We start from the raw sequence: 20,697 nt of genomic DNA, 5'->3' as shown, positions 1-20,697 counted from the left end.
GATTTATATTAAGGAGTTGTCTGTGGACACATTTACAGCAAAAAATTGGACAGGAATGATAAGACCAGTAGCTTTGGAAATGGATAACGATAAGCTAACTAATACTTATGGTAAGTTCGTTGCTAAGCCACTAGAAAGAGGTTATGGACAAACTCTTGGAAACTCTTTACGTCGTGTACTACTTTCTTCACTTCAGGGTGCAGCTATTGTTGCAATCAGAATTGATGGTGTTGAGCATGAGTTTGGTACAATCAACAACGTAAAAGAAGAAGTTTCTGAGATTATTCTTAACCTTAAAGAAGTTCACTTTAAGATTAAAGATAAAGAGCAGGTAACTCTTACTCTTGAGAAATCGGTAGAGGGTATCGTTACTGCTGGTGACATTTCTGAGTCTGCAAATGTTGAAATTTTAAATCCAGAGCACGCAATCTGTAACCTTTCAACTGGTGGATCTATTAAGATGGAACTACTTGTTGCAAGAGGAAAAGGATACGTAACAGCTCTAGATAATAAAGAATCTTTTGATCTTCCAATCGGTTGGATTTATCTTGATTCTCTTTTCTCACCAGTTGCACGTGTTAACTATACAGTTACAAACTCACGTGTTGGTAAGAGAACAGATTTTGATAAGCTTACTCTAGAAGTTTGGACTAACGCAGGTGTTGAACCTTCGGATGCAGTAGCTTATTCAGCGAAGATCCTAAGAGACCAACTTGCTGTATTCCTAAGCTTCGAAGATGAAGAAGAAATCACAAGAATGGAAACTAAGCCTAAGAAGCAACAAAATACTGCTAATGCAGCTCTATTAAAGCCAGTTTCTGAGCTTGAGCTGTCTGTAAGATCTGCAAACTGCTTGCAGAACGCAGATATTAAGTATATCTATGAGCTAGTTTCTAAGACTGAAGGTGAGATGCTAAGAACTAAGAACTTTGGGCGTAAGTCACTAAATGAGATTAAAGAAGTACTTTCTCAAATGGGACTAGGTCTAGGTATGAAAGTTGATAGCATCATGCAAGATCTAAAAGAAGAATAAAAGTTGTTATAAGTTGAGGTAGAGATATGAGACATCAAAAACATAAGTATAAACTAGGTGTAAGTCCTTCACACAGAGTTGCAATGGTTAAAAACCTTGCTTCTGAAGTTATCGACCACGGTATGATTAAAACTACTCTTACAAGAGCTAAAGCAATCAAGCCAGTAGTTGAGAAATTAGTAACTCTTTCAAAAAATGATACTGTTGCTAACAGAAGACTTGCATTCAAAAAACTTAATGATAAGAATGCTGTAAACAAGCTATTTACTGAGCTTGGGCCAAAATTCAAAGAGAGAAATGGTGGTTACACTAGAATCATGAGACTTTCTGAGAATAGAGTTGGAGATAACTCTAAAATGGCATACATCGCATTTGTTGATTAATTTTTAATTCGAATGAGATAGATAGACCCATCATATTAACGTATGATGGGTTTTTTTATTTAAAACTTTTTTTCTAAAATCTATGACTACATCTTCTAAAGTTTCTATTATTTTTATTATTGTTGCTATCACACTGGGATATTCTATTTACCATAAAGGTAAAATTGATTCTTATGTAGATAAGAGTCGAGACTATATTCTTAAGTCACTTCCAAGTGTAAAGCTGGATAATTTTGCTGATAATTCTGAGGTTGAGCTACAGGATTTAGCACGTAATTCAAATGGTTTAGTAGTTCATTTTTGGGGAACTTGGTGTGCTCCTTGCGAAGCTGAATTTCCGGAATTTGTAGATTTTGCACGCAAATTAGAAGAAAAAAATGTAAAAGTTGTTTTCATGGCCGTTAAAGATGACGATATGAAAATTAAAAAATTTCTTAAAAGATTCAATGACTTACCGTCTAATTCAATAGTTATTCATGATCAAGCAGGAATTTCTATGAGTAAATTAGGTGTTGTTAAGGTACCGGAGACTTTCGTCTTCGATTCAAAACTTGAGCACAGAATTATGTTTAAAGGTCCGCAAGATTGGAAAATGGATTCATATTTTGTTCGTGTTCTTAGTTACTTAGGCGTGAAGTAAATTAATAATATTTCTTTAAATTCGTCTATTTTTTTTTCATTCATAGTTAAGTTTTATTAAATTCTGCCGAAAAGTTTTACAGACTTTGCTTTGGCCAATCGTTTTTTGTGCCAAAGAATTAAACATCGGAGAATAAAAATGATCAACTGGAATGAACTAAAAGGACTTCATGTTATTTCTAAGCTCGAAGAAGTAATTCATAAGTGGTTTGGTGTAGAGGTTTTCTATGCTGATACTCATTTTAAGATTAGAAGTTCGCATACAGATAAGGACTATAACTTTAAGAATCTTTTCTTTGAGACGCAAATGTCCCTTCCACATGGTTATGATTTTGTTACTGCTGATGTTGAAAGATTTAGTGATGAATTAAGTCAGTCTGGTGAAGTTGTCATGATTTTTGACTCTTATTTTCCAGGTGTAAAGATGATGGGAACAAAAATTGAAATTGAAGGTGAGTATCATGGTACGGTTTTCGCTTTCCCATTTCTAAAAAGTACATTCACTGAAACTGAAGAAAAAGAGCTTGTGGCAGCACTAATTGAGCATGGTGCATCTCCAGAGGCAGCACAAGAATGTGTTAATGAAACAAGAAGATTATTCCCGAGAGAAATTGAATATTTAAAAGAATTAGTTGAGCTAGTCGCTGGTGAAATTTCTACATTTCACTATGAGATTTCTAAGCGTGAAGAAAGAATTCATATGCTTAACTCAGAGCTTGGTGAAAAATTTCGCTACCATAATATGATTGGTAAATCGAAACAAATGCAGAAGATTTATTCACTATTAGAGAGAATCTCAACAAGTGAATCATCTGTTCTTATTCAAGGTGAAAATGGTACAGGTAAGGAACTCGTTGCTAAGGCCGTACACTTTGCTTCTCCTCGTAAGGATGCTCAGTTCTTAGCTGTTAACTGCTCTGCATTCAACGAAAACCTTCTAGATTCAGAATTATTTGGTCACGTAAAAGGATCATTTACAGGTGCTCATAAAGAAAAATCAGGTCTTTTCGAATTAGCAAATGGTGGAACACTATTTCTTGATGAAATTGGGGATACTTCACTGTCTATGCAGGTAAAGTTACTTCGAGTTCTTCAAGAAGGAACGTACCTGCCTGTTGGTGCTGATTCACCTAGAAGAACTGATGTTCGTATTATTGCAGCAACAAACAAAGATCTTAAAACAATGATGGCCAAAGGTGAGTTCAGAGAAGACCTTTATTATAGAATTAACGTTCTTAACGTAAACCTTCCTCCATTAAGGGATAGGAAAGAAGATATCCCAGTACTAATGGAGCACTTTCTTAAGAAGAAGTGTGATGAGTCGGGAATGCCGATGAAGTCATACTCTAAGAAGTGTATGGAGAAGATGCTAGATTACCCATGGCCAGGTAACGTACGTCAGCTTGAAAATGAAGTTGAAAGATTAGTTGTACTTGCTGGAGACGAAAAATCGATTACTCCAGATAATCTAAGTCCACAACTTCTTGATCATGGTGCTGCTCCTGTTGAGTCAACTAGAGGTGTAAACACTGCAGGTAAGCTAAAAGATGCTCTTCAAGAATTAGAAATTATTATGATTCGTGAAGGACTTAAGAGATGTAATTTTAATAAGTCTAAGCTTGCAAAAGAGCTTGGGATGTCTAGGGCCAGCCTTATTATGAAAGTTGATAAGTATGGGCTAGATAAGCGTGCGAAAGCAGGTAATGAATAGATAAAACACATCAAAATAAAAAGATAGACACTTTTAGGCCCTCTCCGAGGGCCTTTTTATTTATATTTCTATAATTTCAATGATTTAACCCCTCGAAAATAACGCAATGTGATTGGGCAAATTGTCTTTTAAGGGTGTAATATGCTCGGATAATTTAATTACATAGAATCTCGAAAGAGAAATTGGTGGAGGGGATGTATGTCAACAACCAGCGAAAATATATTAGAGCAAAAAAGAGCTCTTCTAATCGACAGAAGAATGCAGGCCGAGCTTGGTGGTGGTGAAGCGAGAATCGCAAAGCAACACGAGCAAGGTAAGTATACTGCAAGAGAAAGAATTGAGAGACTTGTTGATCCGGGTACTTTCATTGAGTTTGATAAATTTGTTACACATCGTTGTGTAAACTTCGGAATGGAAAAGAAGAAGTTTTACGGAGATGGTGTAGTTACAGGTATTGCAGAGATTAACGGACAGAAGATTGCTGTTTATTCTCAAGACTTTACTTGTTGGGGTGGAGCACTTGGTGAAGCTCACGCAAGAAAGATCTGTAAGATCATGGACTTCGCTCTTGATAACAGAATTCCAGTTATTGGTATTCAAGATTCAGGTGGAGCTCGTATTCAAGAAGGTGTTGATGCACTTGGTGGATACGCGGAAATTTTCTACAGAAACGTAAAGGCTTCTGGTGTAATTCCTCAAATTTCATTAATCATGGGACCTTCAGCAGGTGGAGCTGTTTATTCTCCAGCTGTAACTGACTTTATCTTCATGGTTGATAAGTCATCTTATATGTTTGTTACAGGTCCAGATGTTATCAAGACTGTAACTCACGAAGAAGTAACAAAAGAAGACCTTGGTGGTGCAACAGCACACTCAGAAAAATCAGGTGTATGTCAGTTTAAGTGTAAAGACGAAGACGAGACATTTGAAAGAGTAAGAGAGCTAATGAGCTATATCCCTGCTTCTAATTTCAAGAAGCAAGCGCCTAAGTATACTTCAGATCCTGTTTATAGAGATAACTCTAAACTAAAAGAAGTAGTTCCAGGTAATCCTAAGAAGCCATATGATATGAAAGAAGTAATTCTTGATATTGTTGATGATGGACACTTCTTAGAAGTACATAAAGATTATGCAAGAAATATCATCGTTGGTTTCGCATCAATTGGTGGAATTAAAATTGGTATCGTAGCAAATCAACCAGAAGTACTAGCTGGTGTTCTAGATATCGATTCTTCATGTAAAGCAGCTCGTTTCATTAGATTCTGTGATGCTTTCGATATTCCAATTGTTTCACTTGTAGACGTTCCAGGTTTCTTACCAGGTACAGTACAAGAGTACGGTGGGATCATTAAGCACGGTTCTAAGCTTCTATATGCATACGCAGAAGCGACTGTTCCATTAATCACTCTTATTACAAGAAAGTCTTACGGTGGAGCTTATGACGTTATGGCATCTAAGCACATTCGTTCAGACGTAAACCTTGCCTACCCAACTGGAGAAATTGCAGTTATGGGTGCTGAAGGTGCAGTAAATATTGTATTTAGAAAAGAACTTCAAGGTCTTGAAGGTGAAGCTTTTGATCAGAAGAAAGCTGAGCTAGTTGCTAACTATGAGAATAACTTTGCTAACCCATACGTTGCAGCTGAAAGAGGATATATCGACGCAGTAATTCTTCCAGAAGAAACAAGAAAGCGTTTATATGAATATCTAGTTGTTCTAAAAGATAAGAACGTTGACCGTCCAAAACGTAAACACGGGAATATTCAATTATGATGATCAGACAGCCAAAGAACATGGAAAGAAGAGTATTAATTGCTAACCGTGGAGAGATTGCTTCACGTGTTGCAAAAGCTTGTCGTGAGCTTGGGCATACTGCAATTGGTATTTATACTGATAACGAACCTCAAGGAACTCACTTACAATTTTGTGACGAATGGGTTTATCTACAAGGTAAAACAAATGCTGAGACATACCTTAATGTTGAGAAGCTAGTTGCTCTTGCAAAGGAAGTTAATGCTGATGGTGTACACCCAGGTTATGGTTTCCTTTCTGAGAATAGAGATTTTGCAAATGCTCTTTCAGATGCAGGTATTACTTTTATTGGTCCACACGTTGAGGCCATCAGAGTTATGGGTGACAAGGCAACATCTAAGAAGCTAGCGAATGATGCTGGTGTTCCTACTGTTCCTGGTACAGATCACGCTGTTCCAACTGTTGATGAAGCAGTTGAAATTGCAAATAGAATTGGTTACCCAGTTCTTCTTAAAGCTGTTGCCGGTGGTGGTGGACGTGGTATGCGTGCCTGTAAAGACGAAACAGAAGTTCGTGCTCAATTTGAAGCTGTTGGACGTGAGTCGATGGCAGCTTTCAATAATGGGGATCTATTAGTTGAAAAACTAATTGTTAATCCTCGTCACATTGAAGTTCAGATTCTTGCAGATAAGAAAGGTAATACTTTCCACTTCTTTGAAAGAGAGTGTTCAGTTCAAAGAAGACACCAGAAAATTATTGAAGAAGCACCGTCTCCATTTATTGGAAATGATGAGCAGTTACGTCAAAGCGTTTGTGAAACAGCTGTAAAGCTTGCAAAAGCTGTCGATTATGATTCTGCTGGTACAGTTGAATTCATCATGGGTGAAGATAAGCAATTCTATTTCCTAGAAATGAATACTCGTATTCAGGTAGAGCACCCGATTACTGAGGAAATTACTGGAATGGATCTTATCGTATGTATGATCCAAGCAGCTTTTGGTGATGAGTTAGGTATTCCTTCTCAAGAATTTATTAGAAGATCAGGACATGCGATTGAGTGTCGTATTTGTGCTGAAGATCCAATTACAATGCTTCCTGCTCCAGGACTTGTAACAGGATTTGAAACAAACTTCCCACAAGGAACTCGTTTTGATCACTGTCTATATAAAGGGTTAGAAGTAACTCCAGACTTCGATCCAATGGTTGGTAAGCTAGTTTGTAAAGGGATCGTTCGTGACGTTGCTGTTAGAAAAATGAATGCAGCACTTGATGGACTATTCATTGAAGGACTTAAAACAAATCTTCCTCTTCTAAAAGAAATTATGACTGAGAAGAACTTTGTTGATGGTCACTACTCAACAGCTTACATTGGTGAAGTAGCACCTCAGAATAACGTGAAGACAGACCTAGATCATATTAAGCTTTATACGATCATCGCTGGTTCTGAAGCACGTAGGATGGGTATCTAAGATGAGAACATATTTAATTAATGATAATGAAGAAGTAATTGTTGATTTAACAAGAACTAAAGTTCACGATCACAGCTTAGTTGAGTTTGATTTTTCTACATTAAAAGATGGAGAAAGAAGTCTTCATGAAACAATGTGGTTAAGAAAGCTTTGTGGCCAATACTTTATCTCAAAAGATAAGAAAACTTGGAAAAAGATCCCAAGACAGGATCTTCCATCAAGAGTTGTTAACGTTGATAAAGTTTACTCACTATTCAGAGGTTACAAGCCTTCTGGTTTAGGTGGAGCTGACGCTGGTGAACTTCTTACTAAAATGCCAGGTAAAGTTGTTAAGATCAATGTTGAAGTTGGTCAGACAGTTGCTGCTGGTGAAACACTAATCATTCTTGAGGCCATGAAAATGGAAAACGAAATTAAGAGTGGTATCGATGGTGTTGTTAAAGCAATTCACGTAAAGGAAGGGGACGCCTTAGAAGAAAACGTCCTCATGTTAGAAGTAGAAGCATAGGACGCAAGTCAAGGAGAGCAAATGTCTTTTAATAATGGACAAGCACCAAGAAATGACTTCGAAAAAATGAAACAAGATTTAGATAAGGGGCTCAAGTTACTTGGGCCCTTTTTTATATTCATTGTTTTAGTTATTTTCGGATACACATCTTTTTACACTGTCGAGCCTGATGAAGAGGCCGTCGTAATTCGTCTGGGTAAGTATATTAATACTAATACTCCAGGCCTTCATTTTAAGATTCCATTTGGGGTTGATGAAGTAATTAAGGTTAAAGTTAAAACTGTTCTTCAAGAAGAGTTTGGATTTAGAACAAAGAGTTCGAGATCACGACGTTCTTCTTATTCTGGTGATAACTTTGATCACGAGTCACTTATGCTTACAGGTGACTTAAATGTTGCCTCTGTTGAGTGGGCCGTTCAATACCAAGTCCGTGACCCTTTCAAGTTTATCTTTCAAACAAGTGAGCCAGTAAGAAATATCCGCGATATCTCAGAATCAATTATGAGACGAGTTGTTGGGGATAGATCAGTTACTGATGTCTTAACAGTTGGTAAAGTAGAAATTGAAGCTGATGCTAAGCTACTTATGCAAGAAGTAATTGATAAGTATGACATGGGTGTTTCGATCATCTCTGTAAAGCTTCAGGATGTTAATCCTCCACAAGTCGTTAAAGCTTCATTTAACGAAGTTAACGAAGCAAAGCAAGAACAAGAAAAGGCCATTAACGAAGCAGAAGGTGCTTATAACAAAGTTATTCCAGAGGCACGTGGTAAGGCGGAGAAAATGGTATCTGAAGCTGAAGGTTATGCAGCTGCTCTTGTAAACCGTGCAGAAGGGGATGTTGCAAAGTTTCAAGAAATCCTAAAAGAGTATCGTCGTGCCCCTAAGATTACAAAGAAGCGTCTTTATATTGAAGCAATGGAAGGGCTTTATAAGAAGTACGACAATCTTACAATTATTGATCCAAAGGTTAAGGGATTACTTCCTATTTATGACCAAGGAGCTAAGAAATGAATAAAGCATTAATTCTAATTGTTATTCTATTTATAGGTTTAGTTTTAGGAAAACAATCACTCTTTATCGTAAGTGAAGGAAGACAAGCAATTATCACTGAATTTGGTAAACCTGTTGGTAATCCAATTACTGATGCTGGCCTTCATTTTAAAAAGCCTTTCGTTCAAGATGTACGTTTCGTTGATAAGAGAATTCTTAGTTGGGATGGTTTTCCAAATCAAATCCCTACAAAGGATAAGAAATTTATTAAAGTAGATACAACTGCGAGATTTAAAATAATTGATGCACTTAAGTTTATTCAGACAGTTCGAAATACTGAAGGTGCTAAAAAGAGAATCGATACAATTTTAGACTCTGCGACGAGAAATGTGATTTCATCTCACGATCTTGTTGAAGCCGTACGTAATTCAAATGCAATTATTGAAAAGTTAAATGCTACTAAAGTAGATGTTAACGAAATTGAAGAAGAAATAACTGGTGACATTGAAGATGTAAGCGTTGGTAGAGAAAAATTATCTCAATTAATCGTAAGCAAAGCCGATGGAGAGTTAGAACAATTTGGTATTCAATTAATTGATGTACAATTAAGACGTATTTCATACGAGAAATCAGTTGAGCGTAAAGTTTACGAAAGAATGATCTCTGAACGTCAAAGAATTGCACAGAAGATCAGATCAATTGGTGAAGGTGAAAAGGCCAAGATTGAAGGACGTTTGGTAAAAGATTTACAAACAATTCAATCAGAAGGTTATAAGAAGTCTCAATTGATTAAGGGCCGTGCTGAAGCAAAGGCTTCTGCAGTATATGCTAAGACATTTTCTCAGGACCCAAGCTTTTTTGAGTTCGTACGTTCTCTAGAAGCATATAAAACATCGATTAAAGGTAACACTAAGTTTATAATCTCTAACGATAATGAATTCTTAAAATACTTGAGGTAAGCATTGATTGAATATGTAATTGCAGAAAATCCAGATGATCGTGTATTACAAAAAGTTTCACAAGCTCTTAATAATGGAGAGCTTGTGTGCTTACCGACTGATACTAGTTGGGTTGTAATTGCTTCTCCCTTTAGCAAGAAGGGGATTGAGAGAATCTACAAGTATAAGAATGCTCCAAAGTTAAAGGCTTTCTCTCTTCTATGTGATTCGATTTCAATGGCCTCTGATGTTGCTAATATTGATGATGGTGTATTTCGCTATATAAAGAGAATTATCCCAGGTCACTATACATTTATTTTTAATGCCAATAAGAAGATTACTAAGGCTGTGGCCGCAAATAAAACTGATCATGAAGTGGGAATTCGATTTGTACCTTCGACATTGATTAGTCGCTTACTAGAAATCCATGGTGAACCGGTCTTATCAAGTAATATTGATTTAGATAAATTTACTCCGGCCCTATCTTCTTATGGTGAACTCTATTCTTATATGATTGAAGAGTCGCTTGCAGGTGTTGTTACTTTGATTGTCGATCCAGGTGAACACGAGTTTGTAGGCTCATCAACTATTGTTGACTTCACTAATGGTGAAGCCGATGTCATTAGGCAAGGCGCTGGGGTTTTATAGTAATTTCAGTTGTTTAGGCTATGAATTCTAATGTTTATTAAATAGACAAGGTACTGAATTTTTTCAACTTTCAGTATCTTGGCATCTTTTTCTTCTATATTCAGTTCTATGTTAAAGAAGAAATTAATCCTTTTATCACTTACACCATTTCTGGCAATTGCTAATAGCTTTATTGAAGTTAAAGTTCATGACCTTAATGTTTCTAAGCAGGATGATATATTTGGTCGAATGGGCTACATGGAATATGAAAGTGCAATAATCTCACGTGACACCCTTTCTTTTAATATTTCTGATCGAGATAAGAATAAATCAAGTGCTGAAGTTTATTTTAAGAATAATCAATTGAAGCTTGATAATGGTTCGATGACTGCTCAATTTGATATGAGTGGAAATACTTTTTTAAATACCCTCGATAAATTAAAAATGAATAATTCTGAAACTGCCATTAATGCTACTTACTTTAATATAAATGGTTCAAGTTTCTTTATGGATAGAGAAGGTTTAGAACTCGAGGCAAATAACTTTTTTGTTTTCTGTACAACGAATGATCCAGATTATGATATGGCAAGTGGAGATGGAATTGTTAAGGGTTGTATGACCGAGCTTAATATTACTCCTAAATCGTACAAAGAGCCTGTTAACTTTGCTTTAAAAAAGAAATTACAAGATGGTGCTATATTTACAGCAAGAGGAGACATTGGAACAATGCAGTTACAAGCTGCGAGATTCTTACAAATTGCTTCACCTTTACTTGTTATGGACTATAAACAATATGATGTTCAGGCTAAATCTGTAGATCTCAAGTGTGAGAAGGATGAGGATCTGATTGAGATCGATTCGGACTCTCTTATGAGTGGTTGTGAAAATACTGCGGCCTTAAATGTTCCAAAGATCTTAGTTTCAAACTCTAAAGAGAAAACAAAATTTTATTTTGATATTGATACGTTAAATGTGAAAAATGAGAGGCTTAACTTTCATTCAGATATTTTTCAATTTATTGATTCTAAAAAATCAGTAACAGTTAAGGATCTGAACGTTAAATGCCAAAAGCTTATTCAATCTGACTTATTAGATATTCCTTCAATGATCAAAGAATGTTTAATTGATGGATCTATAGACATTGCTAAGTTAAAAACAAATGAAGATATTAAAACAATTACAGATCCTCGCGGACGTGTGATCTCAAGACAAACAGTTTCGAGTCGATATAAGAACTTGGAAATTGATTCTTATAGGCCACTGGCAAATCTAAGCTTAGATAAATCTAACCTTTCAGATATTTCAATTAAAATTACTAATGGTGTCGCTAAGGTTAAGGCCCATGCATATAAGAATGTTCTTCTTAAGAAGAATTTTGATGTTGATCTGACGGCAAGTGTTTCATTTAATGAAAAAGAATCTCAAATTATTATGGATGTAACAGATGTAGTTGTTCCGTTTGGCTTCATCAAGGTTAAATGGATCTGGTTAATTGAAAAAATTATTAAGAATGCTATTGTTGGAAGTAATGTTACTTTTGAAGATGGTAAGTTCTATATTTCGATCTAGGAGATTGAATGAAGTTAGTTAAATTGTTTATTATTTCTCTTATTACATCTTTTGCTTTTGCAAATTCGACAAATATAAGCTGCCAGGGTGAAGGCTATTCTTTTAGTGTTCATGAAAATAAGGCCGTCATTAAAACATTAGAATCTACTTATGATGTTTCAGTAAAGCAATCTGGGGCAAACTATACTGGTGTGCTTAAGGCTGAAGGTTATCTTGGTTTTCGATTCATTTTAAAGGGTAAGGAAGGAGAGTTAAAACTTGTTGGCCCTAAAAGTGTAACGAAGAAAATGAAGTGTTCAATTATTAAATAAAATATGAATTAATTTATTTGCAGCACTTAGAGGTGTTTCAACTTCATTTAAGATATTGTCGTTGAGCTTAGTCCATTCAGATTGAAGTGATGGATTAGCTCTAACTCTGTTTTCAAGTAGTTCATTAAATAGTTTCTTAAGCCAATCTTGATTTTGTCTTTTACGTTTTAGTTGAATCTTTTCCTGATTTTCCTGATAAATCTTTTCAATCAAGTCCCAATACTCAGTTACGCCTTTATTCTCTAGGGCCGAGGCCATCATAACATTGGCACCAATCTTTCGATCTGTTTTGATTACTCCAAGGGCAGACTTATACTGAACCATTGTATCGTGAGCTTTTTGCTTGTTATCGCCATCTGCTTTGTTGATGACAATATTGTCACATAATTCAATAATTCCTTTTTTAATTCCTTGAAGTTCATCGCCTCCGCCTGGTAGCAGAAGTACTGTGAATAAGTCCACAATATTTGCAACATCGTATTCCGACTGACCAACACCAACAGTTTCGATTAGAACAACATCATAGCCAGCAGCTTCACATGCAAGCATGACCTCTCTAGTCTTTAGTGCGACACCGCCAAGATTACCTGATGATGGTGTAGGGCGAATGAAAGCGTTTTTCTCTTGGGCGAGTTTCTCCATTCGAGTTTTGTCACCAAGTAAACTTCCACCACTTAGTGGAGAACTTGGATCAATTGCTAAGACTGCGACTTTTAGTCCCTTGTTAATTAAGAGAAGTCCCAGGGATTCAATAAATGTAGATTTACCAACCCCAGGCGTTCCAGAAATACCGATACGAATTGATTTTCCAGTTAGAGGAAGAATTTCGTTTAAGAGCTCCTGAGCTTCTTTTTGATGCTCAGCTTTCTTACTTTCGATTAAAGTGATGAATTTAGAAAGTGATCTAATATTTCCACTTTTTAATTTCTGGATATCAATTTGCATTACTTTTGTGCCTCTTTGATTTTTGTAATTACATCTTTTGCGGCTTCAGCAATTGTTGTTCCTGGTCCATAGATTCCCTTAACACCAGCTTCATAAAGGAAGTCATAGTCTTTTCTAGGAATTACTCCACCTGCAACAACGATGATATCTTCTGCATCAAGTTTTTTAAGCTCAGCAATTAGTTCTGGAATTAATGTTTTGTGTCCCGCTGCAAGTGAAGATGCACCAACGACGTGAACATCGTTTTCTACAGCTTGCTTCGCAACTTCTTCCGGAGTTGAGAAAAGCGGAGAAAGGTCAACGTCAAAACCAACATCTGCATATGCTGTTGCTACAACTTTGGCTCCACGGTCATGTCCATCTTGCCCCATCTTTGCAACGAGAATTCTCGGACGACGTCCAAAGTCTCTTTCAAATTGGTCAATTTCGTTTTTAATGCTCATCCATTCCTCATCGCTTTCAAATGATTTACCATAAACACCTGAAACAGTTTTTGTATTTGCATTGTAGCGTCCCCATTCCTTCTCTAGTGCATAAGTGATTTCACCAACACTACAACGCGCTTCCATTGCCTCAACAGCAAGTTCTAAACCATTGCCGTTTCCAGTTTTAGCGTAATATTCAAGCTTTGCCATACATTCACTAACTTTCGCTTCATCACGTGATTCACGAATTTCTTCAAGTCTTTTGATTTGTTCATTAAGAACTTGAACGTTATCGATTTCAAGAACTTCAACGTGATCTTCTTTTGTTGGCTTATACTTGTTTACACCTACGATTACATCTTCACCGCGATCAATACGTGCTTGCTTAAGTGCCGCGGCTTCTTCAATCTTAAGTTTTGGAAGACCTGTCTCAATTGCTTTTGCCATGCCACCAGCTTCCTCAATTTCTTTGATTAAGCTTCGAGCTTTGTCTGCAATCTCTTTCGTCAGAGTTTCCATCATGTATGAACCACCCCATGGATCAACAGTGTTTGTAATTCCTGTTTCTTCCTGAAGGATGATTTGAGTATTTCTTGCAATACGAGCAGAGAATTCAGTTGGAAGTGCAATCGCTTCATCAAAAGAGTTCGTGTGAAGAGATTGTGTACCACCGAATACCGCTGCCATTGCTTCAATTGTAGTACGAATAATATTGTTATATGGATCCTGTTCCGTTAATGACCAACCAGAAGTCTGGCAGTGGGTACGTAGCATTTTCGATTTAATATTTTTCGGCTCATATCTTTCAACAATTTCAGACCATAGAAGTCTTGCCGCGCGAAGCTTTGCAATTTCCATGTAAAAGTTCATTCCAATACCAAAGAAGAATGAGAGTCTTGGCGCGAATTGATCAATCTGCATACCTGCTTTAATTGCAGTGTCGATATACTCTTTTCCATCTGCAAGAGTGTAAGCTAGCTCTAAAGCAGCATCTGCACCTGCTTCTTGAATATGGTAACCAGAAATCGAGATTGAGTTAAACTTCGGCATATTAGTTGAAGTGTATTCAAAAATATCTGCGATAACTTTCATTGAAGGAGCTGGTGGGAATATATAAGTATTTCTTACCATGAACTCTTTTAAGATATCATTTTGAATTGTTCCTGAAAGTTGATCAAGAGATACACCTTGCTCTTTTGCTGCAACAATATATCCTGCTAGAACAGGTAACACAGCACCATTCATTGTCATCGAAACAGATACTTTATCTAATGGGATTCCATCAAAGAGTACTTTCATATCTTCAACTGTATCGATTGCAACACCAGCTTTACCAACATCACCTTTTACACGAGGATGGTCTGAATCGTAACCTCTGTGAGTAGCAAGATCGAATGCAACTGAAACACCCTGTCCACCTGCCGCTAGTGCCTTCTTATAAAAATCATTTGATTCTTTTGCTGTAGAAAAACCAGCATACTGGCGAATCGTCCATGGACGTCCTGTATACATCGTAGCTCTTGGTCCTCTGATAAACGGATCCATTCCTGGCATTGTATCAACGAGGTTATTATTTTCTAGATCAGCTTTTGTATAAAGAGATTTAAGTTCAATCCCCTCTGGAGTTTGAGTAACCTTAGGGCCTTTACCTCTTGTTTCTTTGTCAGCTAATTCTTTCCAAGTGTTTAAGTTATCTTTTGAATTATTTGGCATTTATTCTCCTTCAAACCACTTTACAACTACGTGATCAATTCCTGCTCTTTGAGCGGCTTCAATTCCAGTCGGTGAGTCTTCAAAAATTAGACATTCGTGTGTTTGAGCTTTAAAAAAATCCTGTGCCAATAGATATGGTGCAGGATCAGGCTTCGTTTTATCTACTTCTCTTTCTGTAATTATTTTTTCAAAGTAACAGTCTAGTTCACAATGTTTTAAAATTGGATGAGTTACTTCGTATTGACTTGCTGTTACTAGTGCAAGTCGGATATCACTGTCTTTTAAGCGTTTAAGCAGTGAATGAATATTTCTATGTCTTATATTATTTGCATCAGACTGGCCAATAAGCTTAACTAAGGCTTCATTTTTTTTAGTCAAATACTCGTCTAAGTGGTTGAGGCCTAATGCCTCTTGGATCATTGGAAAAACTTCACCATCGGACATGCCATAAGTTTCCTCCATTGATGGAATTTTCTTTCCTTGGCATAAAGATTTTACGACTTCGTAGTGAAGAGGCTCACTATTTAATATTGTTCCATCCATATCAAAGAAGATATAAGGTCTTGTTTTTGCAATGGCCAAGATCTCTTCAATAACAGCTTCGTCTAAAATACTGAAATCACTGAGCTTTTTTCCGATCATATTCATTCCAACTTTATACCATAAAAACCTAGGAATTTGTTTCGTTGTTGTTTTGCGTCATGAGATTAAGTTATAATTTATAGATACGGAGGAGATTGTGAAAAAGCATACGACCAACATTTCTCTTGAACCTTCACTGCAGGCATATTTCTATGATGAACTGCATCGCATAAACCTAAGAAGGCAAAACCCTTTACCACAACTATCTATTTTCTATTCATCATTAGTTATGGATAAGTTTGGTCTTTCCCAGCACTATTTTGAAGAGCAGAAAGATGGAAGATTAAGAGAGAAAACTCTTGGGTTGAAACTACTTCAAGCTGAACATCTTAATGAGCGAGAAAAGAAAAGAGAATTAAGAGATATCGCTGACACAGCTTTATTTTTATGTGGTTATTTCTCAAATTCGGTTAACGAGAAAATTATTGATTTGGGCTACTATTGTGAGGTTGGTAAAACTGCATATCAAAAACTAGATCACTATCAACATACATTCTATGATTCTAGTGGCTTCTTTAAGAATCTCGCTTCGCAGTTTTATGACATCATTAATCTGATGAGTTTACTGCAAAGCGATTGCAACTTAAATGAAGAGCAGTATCTACTCTTTACTAAGGATGTATCGTAGTTGGGATACCATTATTAAGTGATTTCCCAACTGTAATTGTGATCCAATTTTGTTTTAATACTTTTTTGATAATTTTTTGGAAATCTTCATATTTAAAATTTCTAATTTCTTCATTTGATTTATAGAAGTAATCAACACCAAGGCCGTGTAATGCAGGAACAGAGTAAACATTTGCATAGTCGTCATTTACTTGAAGGTTAAGTTGATTTTGACCATCAATCATCATTTTAATGCGATCAAAATCAGATTTAGAGAGACCTTCTTTTTGTAACTTAGATAAAATAGCATTGATAGCGTTAATTGCTTCAACTGTTTTATCATGGCCACTTGCCATGTAAATTCCCCAATATCCTGCTTCTAGAGCATTCATATGAATCGGTTGAGCAACGTAACATAATCCTTTGCGATCTCTAACATCAACAAATAACTCAGAAGATTGACCAGATAAATGAGTTGTTAACATTTTGAAAACAACATTTTCTTTGGCCGTAAGTTTCTTTGTTTGAGTAGCAATTAGAATTTGTGTTTGTTCGCGATCAAAATCGATATGTGTTTCAACTGTTTTAATAGGAACAACTTTTTTTGCTTCTTTCTTCTTATCTTTTCTAGGTTTTAAATCTTTAAAGTAAAATTCAACTTTCTCTTTAACTTCATCTAAAGAAAGATCACCACAAAAAGTGATAAGCATTTCTTTTGTTCTTAAGTTTTTCTCATGAACTTTCGCTAGATCTTCTTTCTTTAGCGCTTTAACAGATTTTTCTGTTCCAATAGTTGAAAGGGCATATGAATGTCCTTTAAATAATAAGTTAGTAGCTTCATTAAAGCAGTGCCTTGTCGGGTCCGCTTTATTGGCTTCAATAGTTCTAAAGATTAACTTCTTTTCATGCGCAATAAACTTTGCTTGAAAAGTAGGGTGAATTAGTGACTTGAAAAAGTGCTTAGATAGGTCTGAAAAGTATTCACTTTGACCATGCATCGTCATTCCGTATGCATTCTTTCCAGAGAAGCTGTTAAACATCGTTGATTTATTATCAAGATCTAATTTTAGCTTTTCGTAGCTTAGACCTTTATAGCCTTTTGTAAGTTGTGAACTCATTAGGCTGTATAATCCGTTTGTCTTTATTGTTTCATCAACTAGGCCACCTTTGAGGTAAGCATGCATGACAAACGTAGGTGTAATTGCATTATAACGATAAAGAAGTTTAATTCCTGGCTTGATTTCAACAATTTGAGTTGCTGGATCATGCTTAGACTTAGTGGCCTTAATGGCTTGCTCTTTCGTATTCTTTTTAAGTTTCGCAATTTTATTCTTAAACTCCACAAGTTTTGGTTTGAACTCTTGCGGCTTTAATTCATTTGGAATTTGAAGGCTTAGATGAAGTGAGCGTCCAAAAATATCAGAGTACTTCTTATTTACTTCTTTTAGACTAGTCTTTTTAATCTTGTTGATAAATTCTTGCTCGATCTCAAGATCCTTTGCTCCAGCGTAACTACTACCTAGAGAAAAAGCATAAGACTCAAGAGATTCTTTTTCATAGATTTTAGCTGCTACATATTGGTTTTTGATCTTTTTAATATCATTTTCTTTAAGTCCAACAGTAGTCGCTTCTGTTATCGTTTTTTCTAGCTCATGCATGACTTTTTGATAATTCTCTTTTGGGAAGTTGATTCTTAAAAAGTGAATACCACCGTCAGCAAAGAACATTGAAGAAGATGTACAATTATTTGCTATCGTATTATTTAAAACAAGATTTTTATAAAGAGGTGACGTCTCTCCATAACCTAGAGCATTGTAGGCGAGGTCTTCACCTGCTGCACTGTCTGATTTCATCGGTGGACATTCGATGGCCATTGTTAATTGGCACATACGTACGTCTTTTTTATGAATCTCAATCGTTGATTTTTTGTGAAGAGAAAATGAAGGTCTTTCAGATCGTTTACCTTTTGGTAGTTCATAACCTTCAATTGTCTTTATGTATTTCTTTTTTTCTTTTAAGTCACCTGCAACAACTAAGAATGCGTTAGCATTATTATAGTGATTGTTTCTAAAATCAATTAACTGATTACGTGTGAAGTTTTTAATTGTTTTTTCATTTCCAAGGATCGGGTGAGCGTAACCACCGTTAAAAGACATTTCTTGAATTCTTTGAAATGAGTATTGGCCTGGGTTATCTTGGCTTCTACGATATTCTTCAAAAACTACTTCTCTTTCAGGCACTAGATCTTCTTGTTTAAACATTGGGTTAGATACCATATCCATAATGATATCGATTGATGTATTAAAGTAGGCGATTGGTGAATTTATATAATAGCAAGTGTAATCAAAAGAAGTGAATGCGTTTACTTCGCCTCCAAATGACTCTACATCGTGAGCAATCTTGGCCCCTGGTCTTTTTTGTGTTCCTTTAAAAAACATGTGCTCAAGAAAGTGTGCAATTCCAAAGTTAGACTCATCTTCTAGAGTTGAGCCTGCTCTGAACCATATCTGTACAGATGCACTTGTATTTCCTGGAACATCAACAAAAATGACTTCCAAACCATTATTTAACTTTTCTATTTCATATTTCATTTACATTGCCTTTTAATTTTAGGTATTTGTTAATTATAGTCTGGGTTACAAAAAAATAATATGGAAGAAATAAAGTCGTTATATATCCATTTCCCGTTCTGTCGTCATCTTTGTAACTATTGTGACTTTTTTAAGTCAATTAAAGAAAACGACGGACAGCTCGATGATTTCGAAAGGCTCTTTGCAGATATGTCTGCAAAGCACAGTACTATTCTAGATAGTCATAGGGCCACTCTTAAGGAGCTAGAGACTCTCTATATTGGTGGAGGAACACCGAGTTTATGGGGCAGCCGAGGTGCATATTTCTTAAGGGATTGGTTAAGAGACAATAATATTTCTTTGAAAGAGGATTGTGAGTTTACTCTTGAAGTAAATCCAGGGGCCTGGACTGAAGAGACATTAAGTAGTTGGAGAAGTATCGGAGCGAATCGCTACTCTTTAGGCGTCCAATCATTAAACCCAAATTTTCTTAAGATCATTGACCGCGTCCACAATATTGATGATGTCCATGAAACATTAAAATATTTTAATAAAGGTAATTATAATTTCTCTGTAGACTTTATGATTGGTCTACCTTTTTCTCAGAAGTATAATCGTGATATTATTGCTGAGCTAACTGAGATTCTTACTTATAATCCAAGTCATATTAGTCTTTATATCCTAACTGTTCCAAAACATTATAAGCACTACGATGAGTTACCGGATGAAGAGTGGATAAGTGATGAATATATTAAAGTTGCTAACTTCCTTGCTATAAATGGCTTCAGGCACTATGAAGTTTCAAATTTTGCTAAAGAGAACAAGGCTTCAATTCATAATCTTAATTACTGGAGAATGGAGTCCGTTGCAGCAATAGGCCCTTCTGCCACTGGTTACCTTAAAAACAATCGCTATCGCTACAAGTGGAAGACCAAGGGTGCGGATGTCGTTGAAGAAAATTTAAGTGAAGATGAGTTTCAAATTGAGAGACTCTATATGAATCTTCGATCTAGCGTTGGATTTCCGATTAAAGATTCTTATTGGGGTGACTTGAGCGAGCTGGTTCAATCTTTGAAATCACGTGGATTAGCGATGGCCGGACGTGATCACTTTTATTTAACGTCCCGCGGCTTTCTTATCTTAGATACAATAATAGATGAAATCTTTAAAATTTCTAAGTAGTTTCAGGTACTTATAAAACAATTCGAAAAAAAATTATTGCTCAACGTTGACACTGGGCCAAAGGCTACCATCTTTAGGTTAGAGATAAATTTAAAGAGGTAGTTGTAATGTCTGAAACTCACGTTAATGAAGAAAATGAAAAAGAATTAGGACCTGAGACTAATGAAGAAACTCAGGAAGCTTCTCAAGTTGAAGAAATTGAAACTGAAAATGAAGTTTCTGAAGAAATGAAAGAGCTAATGGAATTTAAGGATAAATTTTATTACGTAGCGGCTGAGATGGAAAATCTAAAAAGACGCCACGAGAAACAACTACAGGATCAAATTAAATTTGGAACTGAGAAAGTAATGATGGGTCTTTTAGATGTTGTTGATAACCTAGAAAGAACCCTTCAAGCGATTTCAAGTGACGAAGATGAAAAGGTTAAAAATATTTACACAGGTGTAGATATGGTTAAAAACCAGTTCCTTGAAACACTTAAGACGAATGGTTTAGAAAAAATTGAAACAGAAGGTAAGATTTTCGATCCACACTTTCACGAAGCAATGGCACAAATGCCAGCAGAAGGAAAAGAGGATCAAGAGATCGTACAAACATATCAAAATGGTTACTCACTAAATGGTAGAGTGATTAGAGCAGCAAAAGTAGTAGTAGCAAAAAACTAATTATATAAAGGAGATT

General features: G+C 35.9%; 19 protein-coding genes. 15 read left to right on the top strand and 4 right to left on the bottom strand.

Annotated features, from left to right (window positions below; translation table 11 throughout):
- The first annotated feature begins 22 nt into the window (after positions 1-22).
- The 12 genes from ACMAYS_RS08310 to ACMAYS_RS08255 all read left to right on the top strand — a co-directional run bounded on the left by ACMAYS_RS08310 (position 23) and on the right by ACMAYS_RS08255 (position 11,933).
- Complete coding sequence (locus ACMAYS_RS08310; RefSeq protein WP_103219265.1) at positions 23-1,033, top strand: DNA-directed RNA polymerase subunit alpha; 1,011 nt, start codon at positions 23-25, stop codon at positions 1,031-1,033.
- Positions 1,034-1,059: 26 nt separating this feature from the next.
- A complete protein-coding gene (gene rplQ / locus ACMAYS_RS08305) occupies positions 1,060-1,416 on the top strand; it encodes a 50S ribosomal protein L17 (RefSeq protein ID WP_021266273.1) in 357 nt (118 codons plus the stop codon).
- Positions 1,417-1,498: 82 nt separating this feature from the next.
- Positions 1,499-2,056 (top strand): TlpA family protein disulfide reductase, encoded by a 558-nt coding sequence (locus ACMAYS_RS08300; protein ID WP_103219266.1) that lies wholly within the window; start codon positions 1,499-1,501, stop codon positions 2,054-2,056.
- A 138-nt stretch (positions 2,057-2,194) separates the two neighbouring features.
- A complete protein-coding gene (locus tag ACMAYS_RS08295) occupies positions 2,195-3,766 on the top strand; it encodes a sigma-54 interaction domain-containing protein (protein ID WP_103219267.1) in 1,572 nt (523 codons plus the stop codon).
- A gap of 198 nt (positions 3,767-3,964) precedes the next feature.
- Positions 3,965-5,539, top strand: a complete 1,575-nt coding sequence (locus ACMAYS_RS08290) for an acyl-CoA carboxylase subunit beta (protein ID WP_392990464.1) — start codon at positions 3,965-3,967, stop codon at positions 5,537-5,539.
- Positions 5,536-6,987 (top strand): acetyl/propionyl/methylcrotonyl-CoA carboxylase subunit alpha, encoded by a 1,452-nt coding sequence (locus ACMAYS_RS08285; RefSeq protein ID WP_103219269.1) that lies wholly within the window; start codon positions 5,536-5,538, stop codon positions 6,985-6,987. Before ACMAYS_RS08290 ends, ACMAYS_RS08285 begins: the two co-directional genes overlap by 4 nt.
- A 1-nt stretch (position 6,988) precedes the next feature.
- On the top strand, positions 6,989-7,495 hold the full coding sequence (locus tag ACMAYS_RS08280; protein WP_199177580.1) for an acetyl-CoA carboxylase biotin carboxyl carrier protein subunit: 507 nt from the start codon (positions 6,989-6,991) through the stop codon (positions 7,493-7,495).
- 21 nt (positions 7,496-7,516) lie between these two features.
- Entirely contained in the window at positions 7,517-8,509 is a 993-nt protein-coding gene (hflK, locus tag ACMAYS_RS08275; RefSeq protein ID WP_103219270.1) for an FtsH protease activity modulator HflK, read from the top strand.
- Entirely contained in the window at positions 8,506-9,447 is a 942-nt protein-coding gene (gene hflC / locus ACMAYS_RS08270) for a protease modulator HflC (protein WP_412463087.1), read from the top strand. Before hflK ends, hflC begins: the two co-directional genes overlap by 4 nt.
- A gap of 3 nt (positions 9,448-9,450) precedes the next feature.
- Entirely contained in the window at positions 9,451-10,074 is a 624-nt protein-coding gene (locus ACMAYS_RS08265) for an L-threonylcarbamoyladenylate synthase (RefSeq protein WP_412463086.1), read from the top strand.
- Between the two features lie 108 nt (positions 10,075-10,182).
- The gene (locus ACMAYS_RS08260; RefSeq protein ID WP_412463085.1) at positions 10,183-11,622 is read left to right on the top strand and encodes a hypothetical protein; all 1,440 of its coding nucleotides are present in this window, start codon (positions 10,183-10,185) and stop codon (positions 11,620-11,622) included.
- 8 nt (positions 11,623-11,630) lie between these two features.
- Entirely contained in the window at positions 11,631-11,933 is a 303-nt protein-coding gene (locus tag ACMAYS_RS08255) for a hypothetical protein (RefSeq protein ID WP_103219274.1), read from the top strand.
- Here the strand turns inward: ACMAYS_RS08255 and meaB are convergent.
- Genes meaB through ACMAYS_RS08240 form a run of 3 tightly spaced genes read right to left on the bottom strand, consistent with a single transcriptional unit; the run spans position 11,919 to position 15,664 of the window.
- Positions 11,919-12,878, bottom strand: a complete 960-nt coding sequence (gene meaB / locus ACMAYS_RS08250) for a methylmalonyl Co-A mutase-associated GTPase MeaB (protein WP_103219275.1) — start codon at positions 12,876-12,878, stop codon at positions 11,919-11,921. The genes ACMAYS_RS08255 and meaB overlap by 15 nt on opposite strands.
- Positions 12,878-15,016 carry a methylmalonyl-CoA mutase gene (scpA, locus tag ACMAYS_RS08245; RefSeq protein WP_103219276.1) on the bottom strand — a complete coding sequence of 713 codons (2,139 nt, stop codon included), beginning with the start codon at positions 15,014-15,016 and terminating at the stop codon, positions 12,878-12,880. The genes meaB and scpA overlap by 1 nt, the downstream gene beginning before the upstream one ends.
- Positions 15,017-15,664, bottom strand: a complete 648-nt coding sequence (locus ACMAYS_RS08240; protein WP_103219277.1) for an HAD family hydrolase — start codon at positions 15,662-15,664, stop codon at positions 15,017-15,019.
- 91 nt (positions 15,665-15,755) lie between these two features.
- On the opposite strand from ACMAYS_RS08240, the gene ACMAYS_RS08235 reads away from it, so the two are divergent.
- Positions 15,756-16,286: a hypothetical protein gene (locus ACMAYS_RS08235; RefSeq protein ID WP_103219278.1), complete on the top strand. Its 531-nt coding sequence runs from the start codon at positions 15,756-15,758 to the stop codon at positions 16,284-16,286.
- On the opposite strand, the gene ACMAYS_RS08230 is transcribed toward ACMAYS_RS08235, so the two are convergent.
- Positions 16,270-18,855, bottom strand: coding sequence for a M16 family metallopeptidase (locus ACMAYS_RS08230; protein ID WP_103219279.1), 2,586 nt, complete (start codon positions 18,853-18,855; stop codon positions 16,270-16,272). The two genes, ACMAYS_RS08235 and ACMAYS_RS08230, sit on opposite strands and share 17 nt — an antisense overlap.
- Positions 18,856-18,915: 60 nt before the next feature.
- Here ACMAYS_RS08230 and ACMAYS_RS08225 point away from each other — a divergent pair, with 60 nt between their 5' ends.
- Both ACMAYS_RS08225 and grpE read left to right on the top strand, forming a co-directional pair.
- Positions 18,916-20,016 (top strand): coproporphyrinogen-III oxidase family protein, encoded by a 1,101-nt coding sequence (locus tag ACMAYS_RS08225; RefSeq protein ID WP_412463084.1) that lies wholly within the window; start codon positions 18,916-18,918, stop codon positions 20,014-20,016.
- Between the two features lie 107 nt (positions 20,017-20,123).
- A complete protein-coding gene (gene grpE / locus ACMAYS_RS08220; protein WP_103219281.1) occupies positions 20,124-20,681 on the top strand; it encodes a nucleotide exchange factor GrpE in 558 nt (185 codons plus the stop codon).
- Positions 20,682-20,697 lie beyond the last annotated feature (16 nt).

It is taken from the genome of Halobacteriovorax sp. RT-2-6, assembly GCF_047085025.1.
GTDB lineage: Bacteria > Bdellovibrionota > Bacteriovoracia > Bacteriovoracales > Bacteriovoracaceae > Halobacteriovorax_A.
This window is presented reverse-complemented; position numbering and strand designations above follow the sequence as displayed.

What these genes read in the sequence shown, in the direction of transcription:
- rplQ (WP_021266273.1), top strand. Translation starts at nt 1,060, where the DNA reads ATGAGACATCAAAAACATAAGTATAAACTAGGTGTAAGTCCTTCACAC.
- ACMAYS_RS08300 (WP_103219266.1), top strand. Translation starts at nt 1,499, where the DNA reads ATGACTACATCTTCTAAAGTTTCTATTATTTTTATTATTGTTGCTATC.
- ACMAYS_RS08295 (WP_103219267.1), top strand. Translation starts at nt 2,195, where the DNA reads ATGATCAACTGGAATGAACTAAAAGGACTTCATGTTATTTCTAAGCTC.
- ACMAYS_RS08290 (WP_392990464.1), top strand. Translation starts at nt 3,965, where the DNA reads ATGTCAACAACCAGCGAAAATATATTAGAGCAAAAAAGAGCTCTTCTA.
- ACMAYS_RS08285 (WP_103219269.1), top strand. Translation starts at nt 5,536, where the DNA reads ATGATGATCAGACAGCCAAAGAACATGGAAAGAAGAGTATTAATTGCT.
- ACMAYS_RS08280 (WP_199177580.1), top strand. Translation starts at nt 6,989, where the DNA reads ATGAGAACATATTTAATTAATGATAATGAAGAAGTAATTGTTGATTTA.
- hflK (WP_103219270.1), top strand. Translation starts at nt 7,517, where the DNA reads ATGTCTTTTAATAATGGACAAGCACCAAGAAATGACTTCGAAAAAATG.
- hflC (WP_412463087.1), top strand. Translation starts at nt 8,506, where the DNA reads ATGAATAAAGCATTAATTCTAATTGTTATTCTATTTATAGGTTTAGTT.
- ACMAYS_RS08260 (WP_412463085.1), top strand. Translation starts at nt 10,183, where the DNA reads ATGTTAAAGAAGAAATTAATCCTTTTATCACTTACACCATTTCTGGCA.
- ACMAYS_RS08255 (WP_103219274.1), top strand. Translation starts at nt 11,631, where the DNA reads ATGAAGTTAGTTAAATTGTTTATTATTTCTCTTATTACATCTTTTGCT.
- meaB (WP_103219275.1), bottom strand. Translation starts at nt 12,878, where the DNA reads ATGCAAATTGATATCCAGAAATTAAAAAGTGGAAATATTAGATCACTT.
- scpA (WP_103219276.1), bottom strand. Translation starts at nt 15,016, where the DNA reads ATGCCAAATAATTCAAAAGATAACTTAAACACTTGGAAAGAATTAGCT.
- ACMAYS_RS08240 (WP_103219277.1), bottom strand. Translation starts at nt 15,664, where the DNA reads ATGAATATGATCGGAAAAAAGCTCAGTGATTTCAGTATTTTAGACGAA.
- ACMAYS_RS08230 (WP_103219279.1), bottom strand. Translation starts at nt 18,855, where the DNA reads ATGAAATATGAAATAGAAAAGTTAAATAATGGTTTGGAAGTCATTTTT.
- ACMAYS_RS08225 (WP_412463084.1), top strand. Translation starts at nt 18,916, where the DNA reads ATGGAAGAAATAAAGTCGTTATATATCCATTTCCCGTTCTGTCGTCAT.
- grpE (WP_103219281.1), top strand. Translation starts at nt 20,124, where the DNA reads ATGTCTGAAACTCACGTTAATGAAGAAAATGAAAAAGAATTAGGACCT.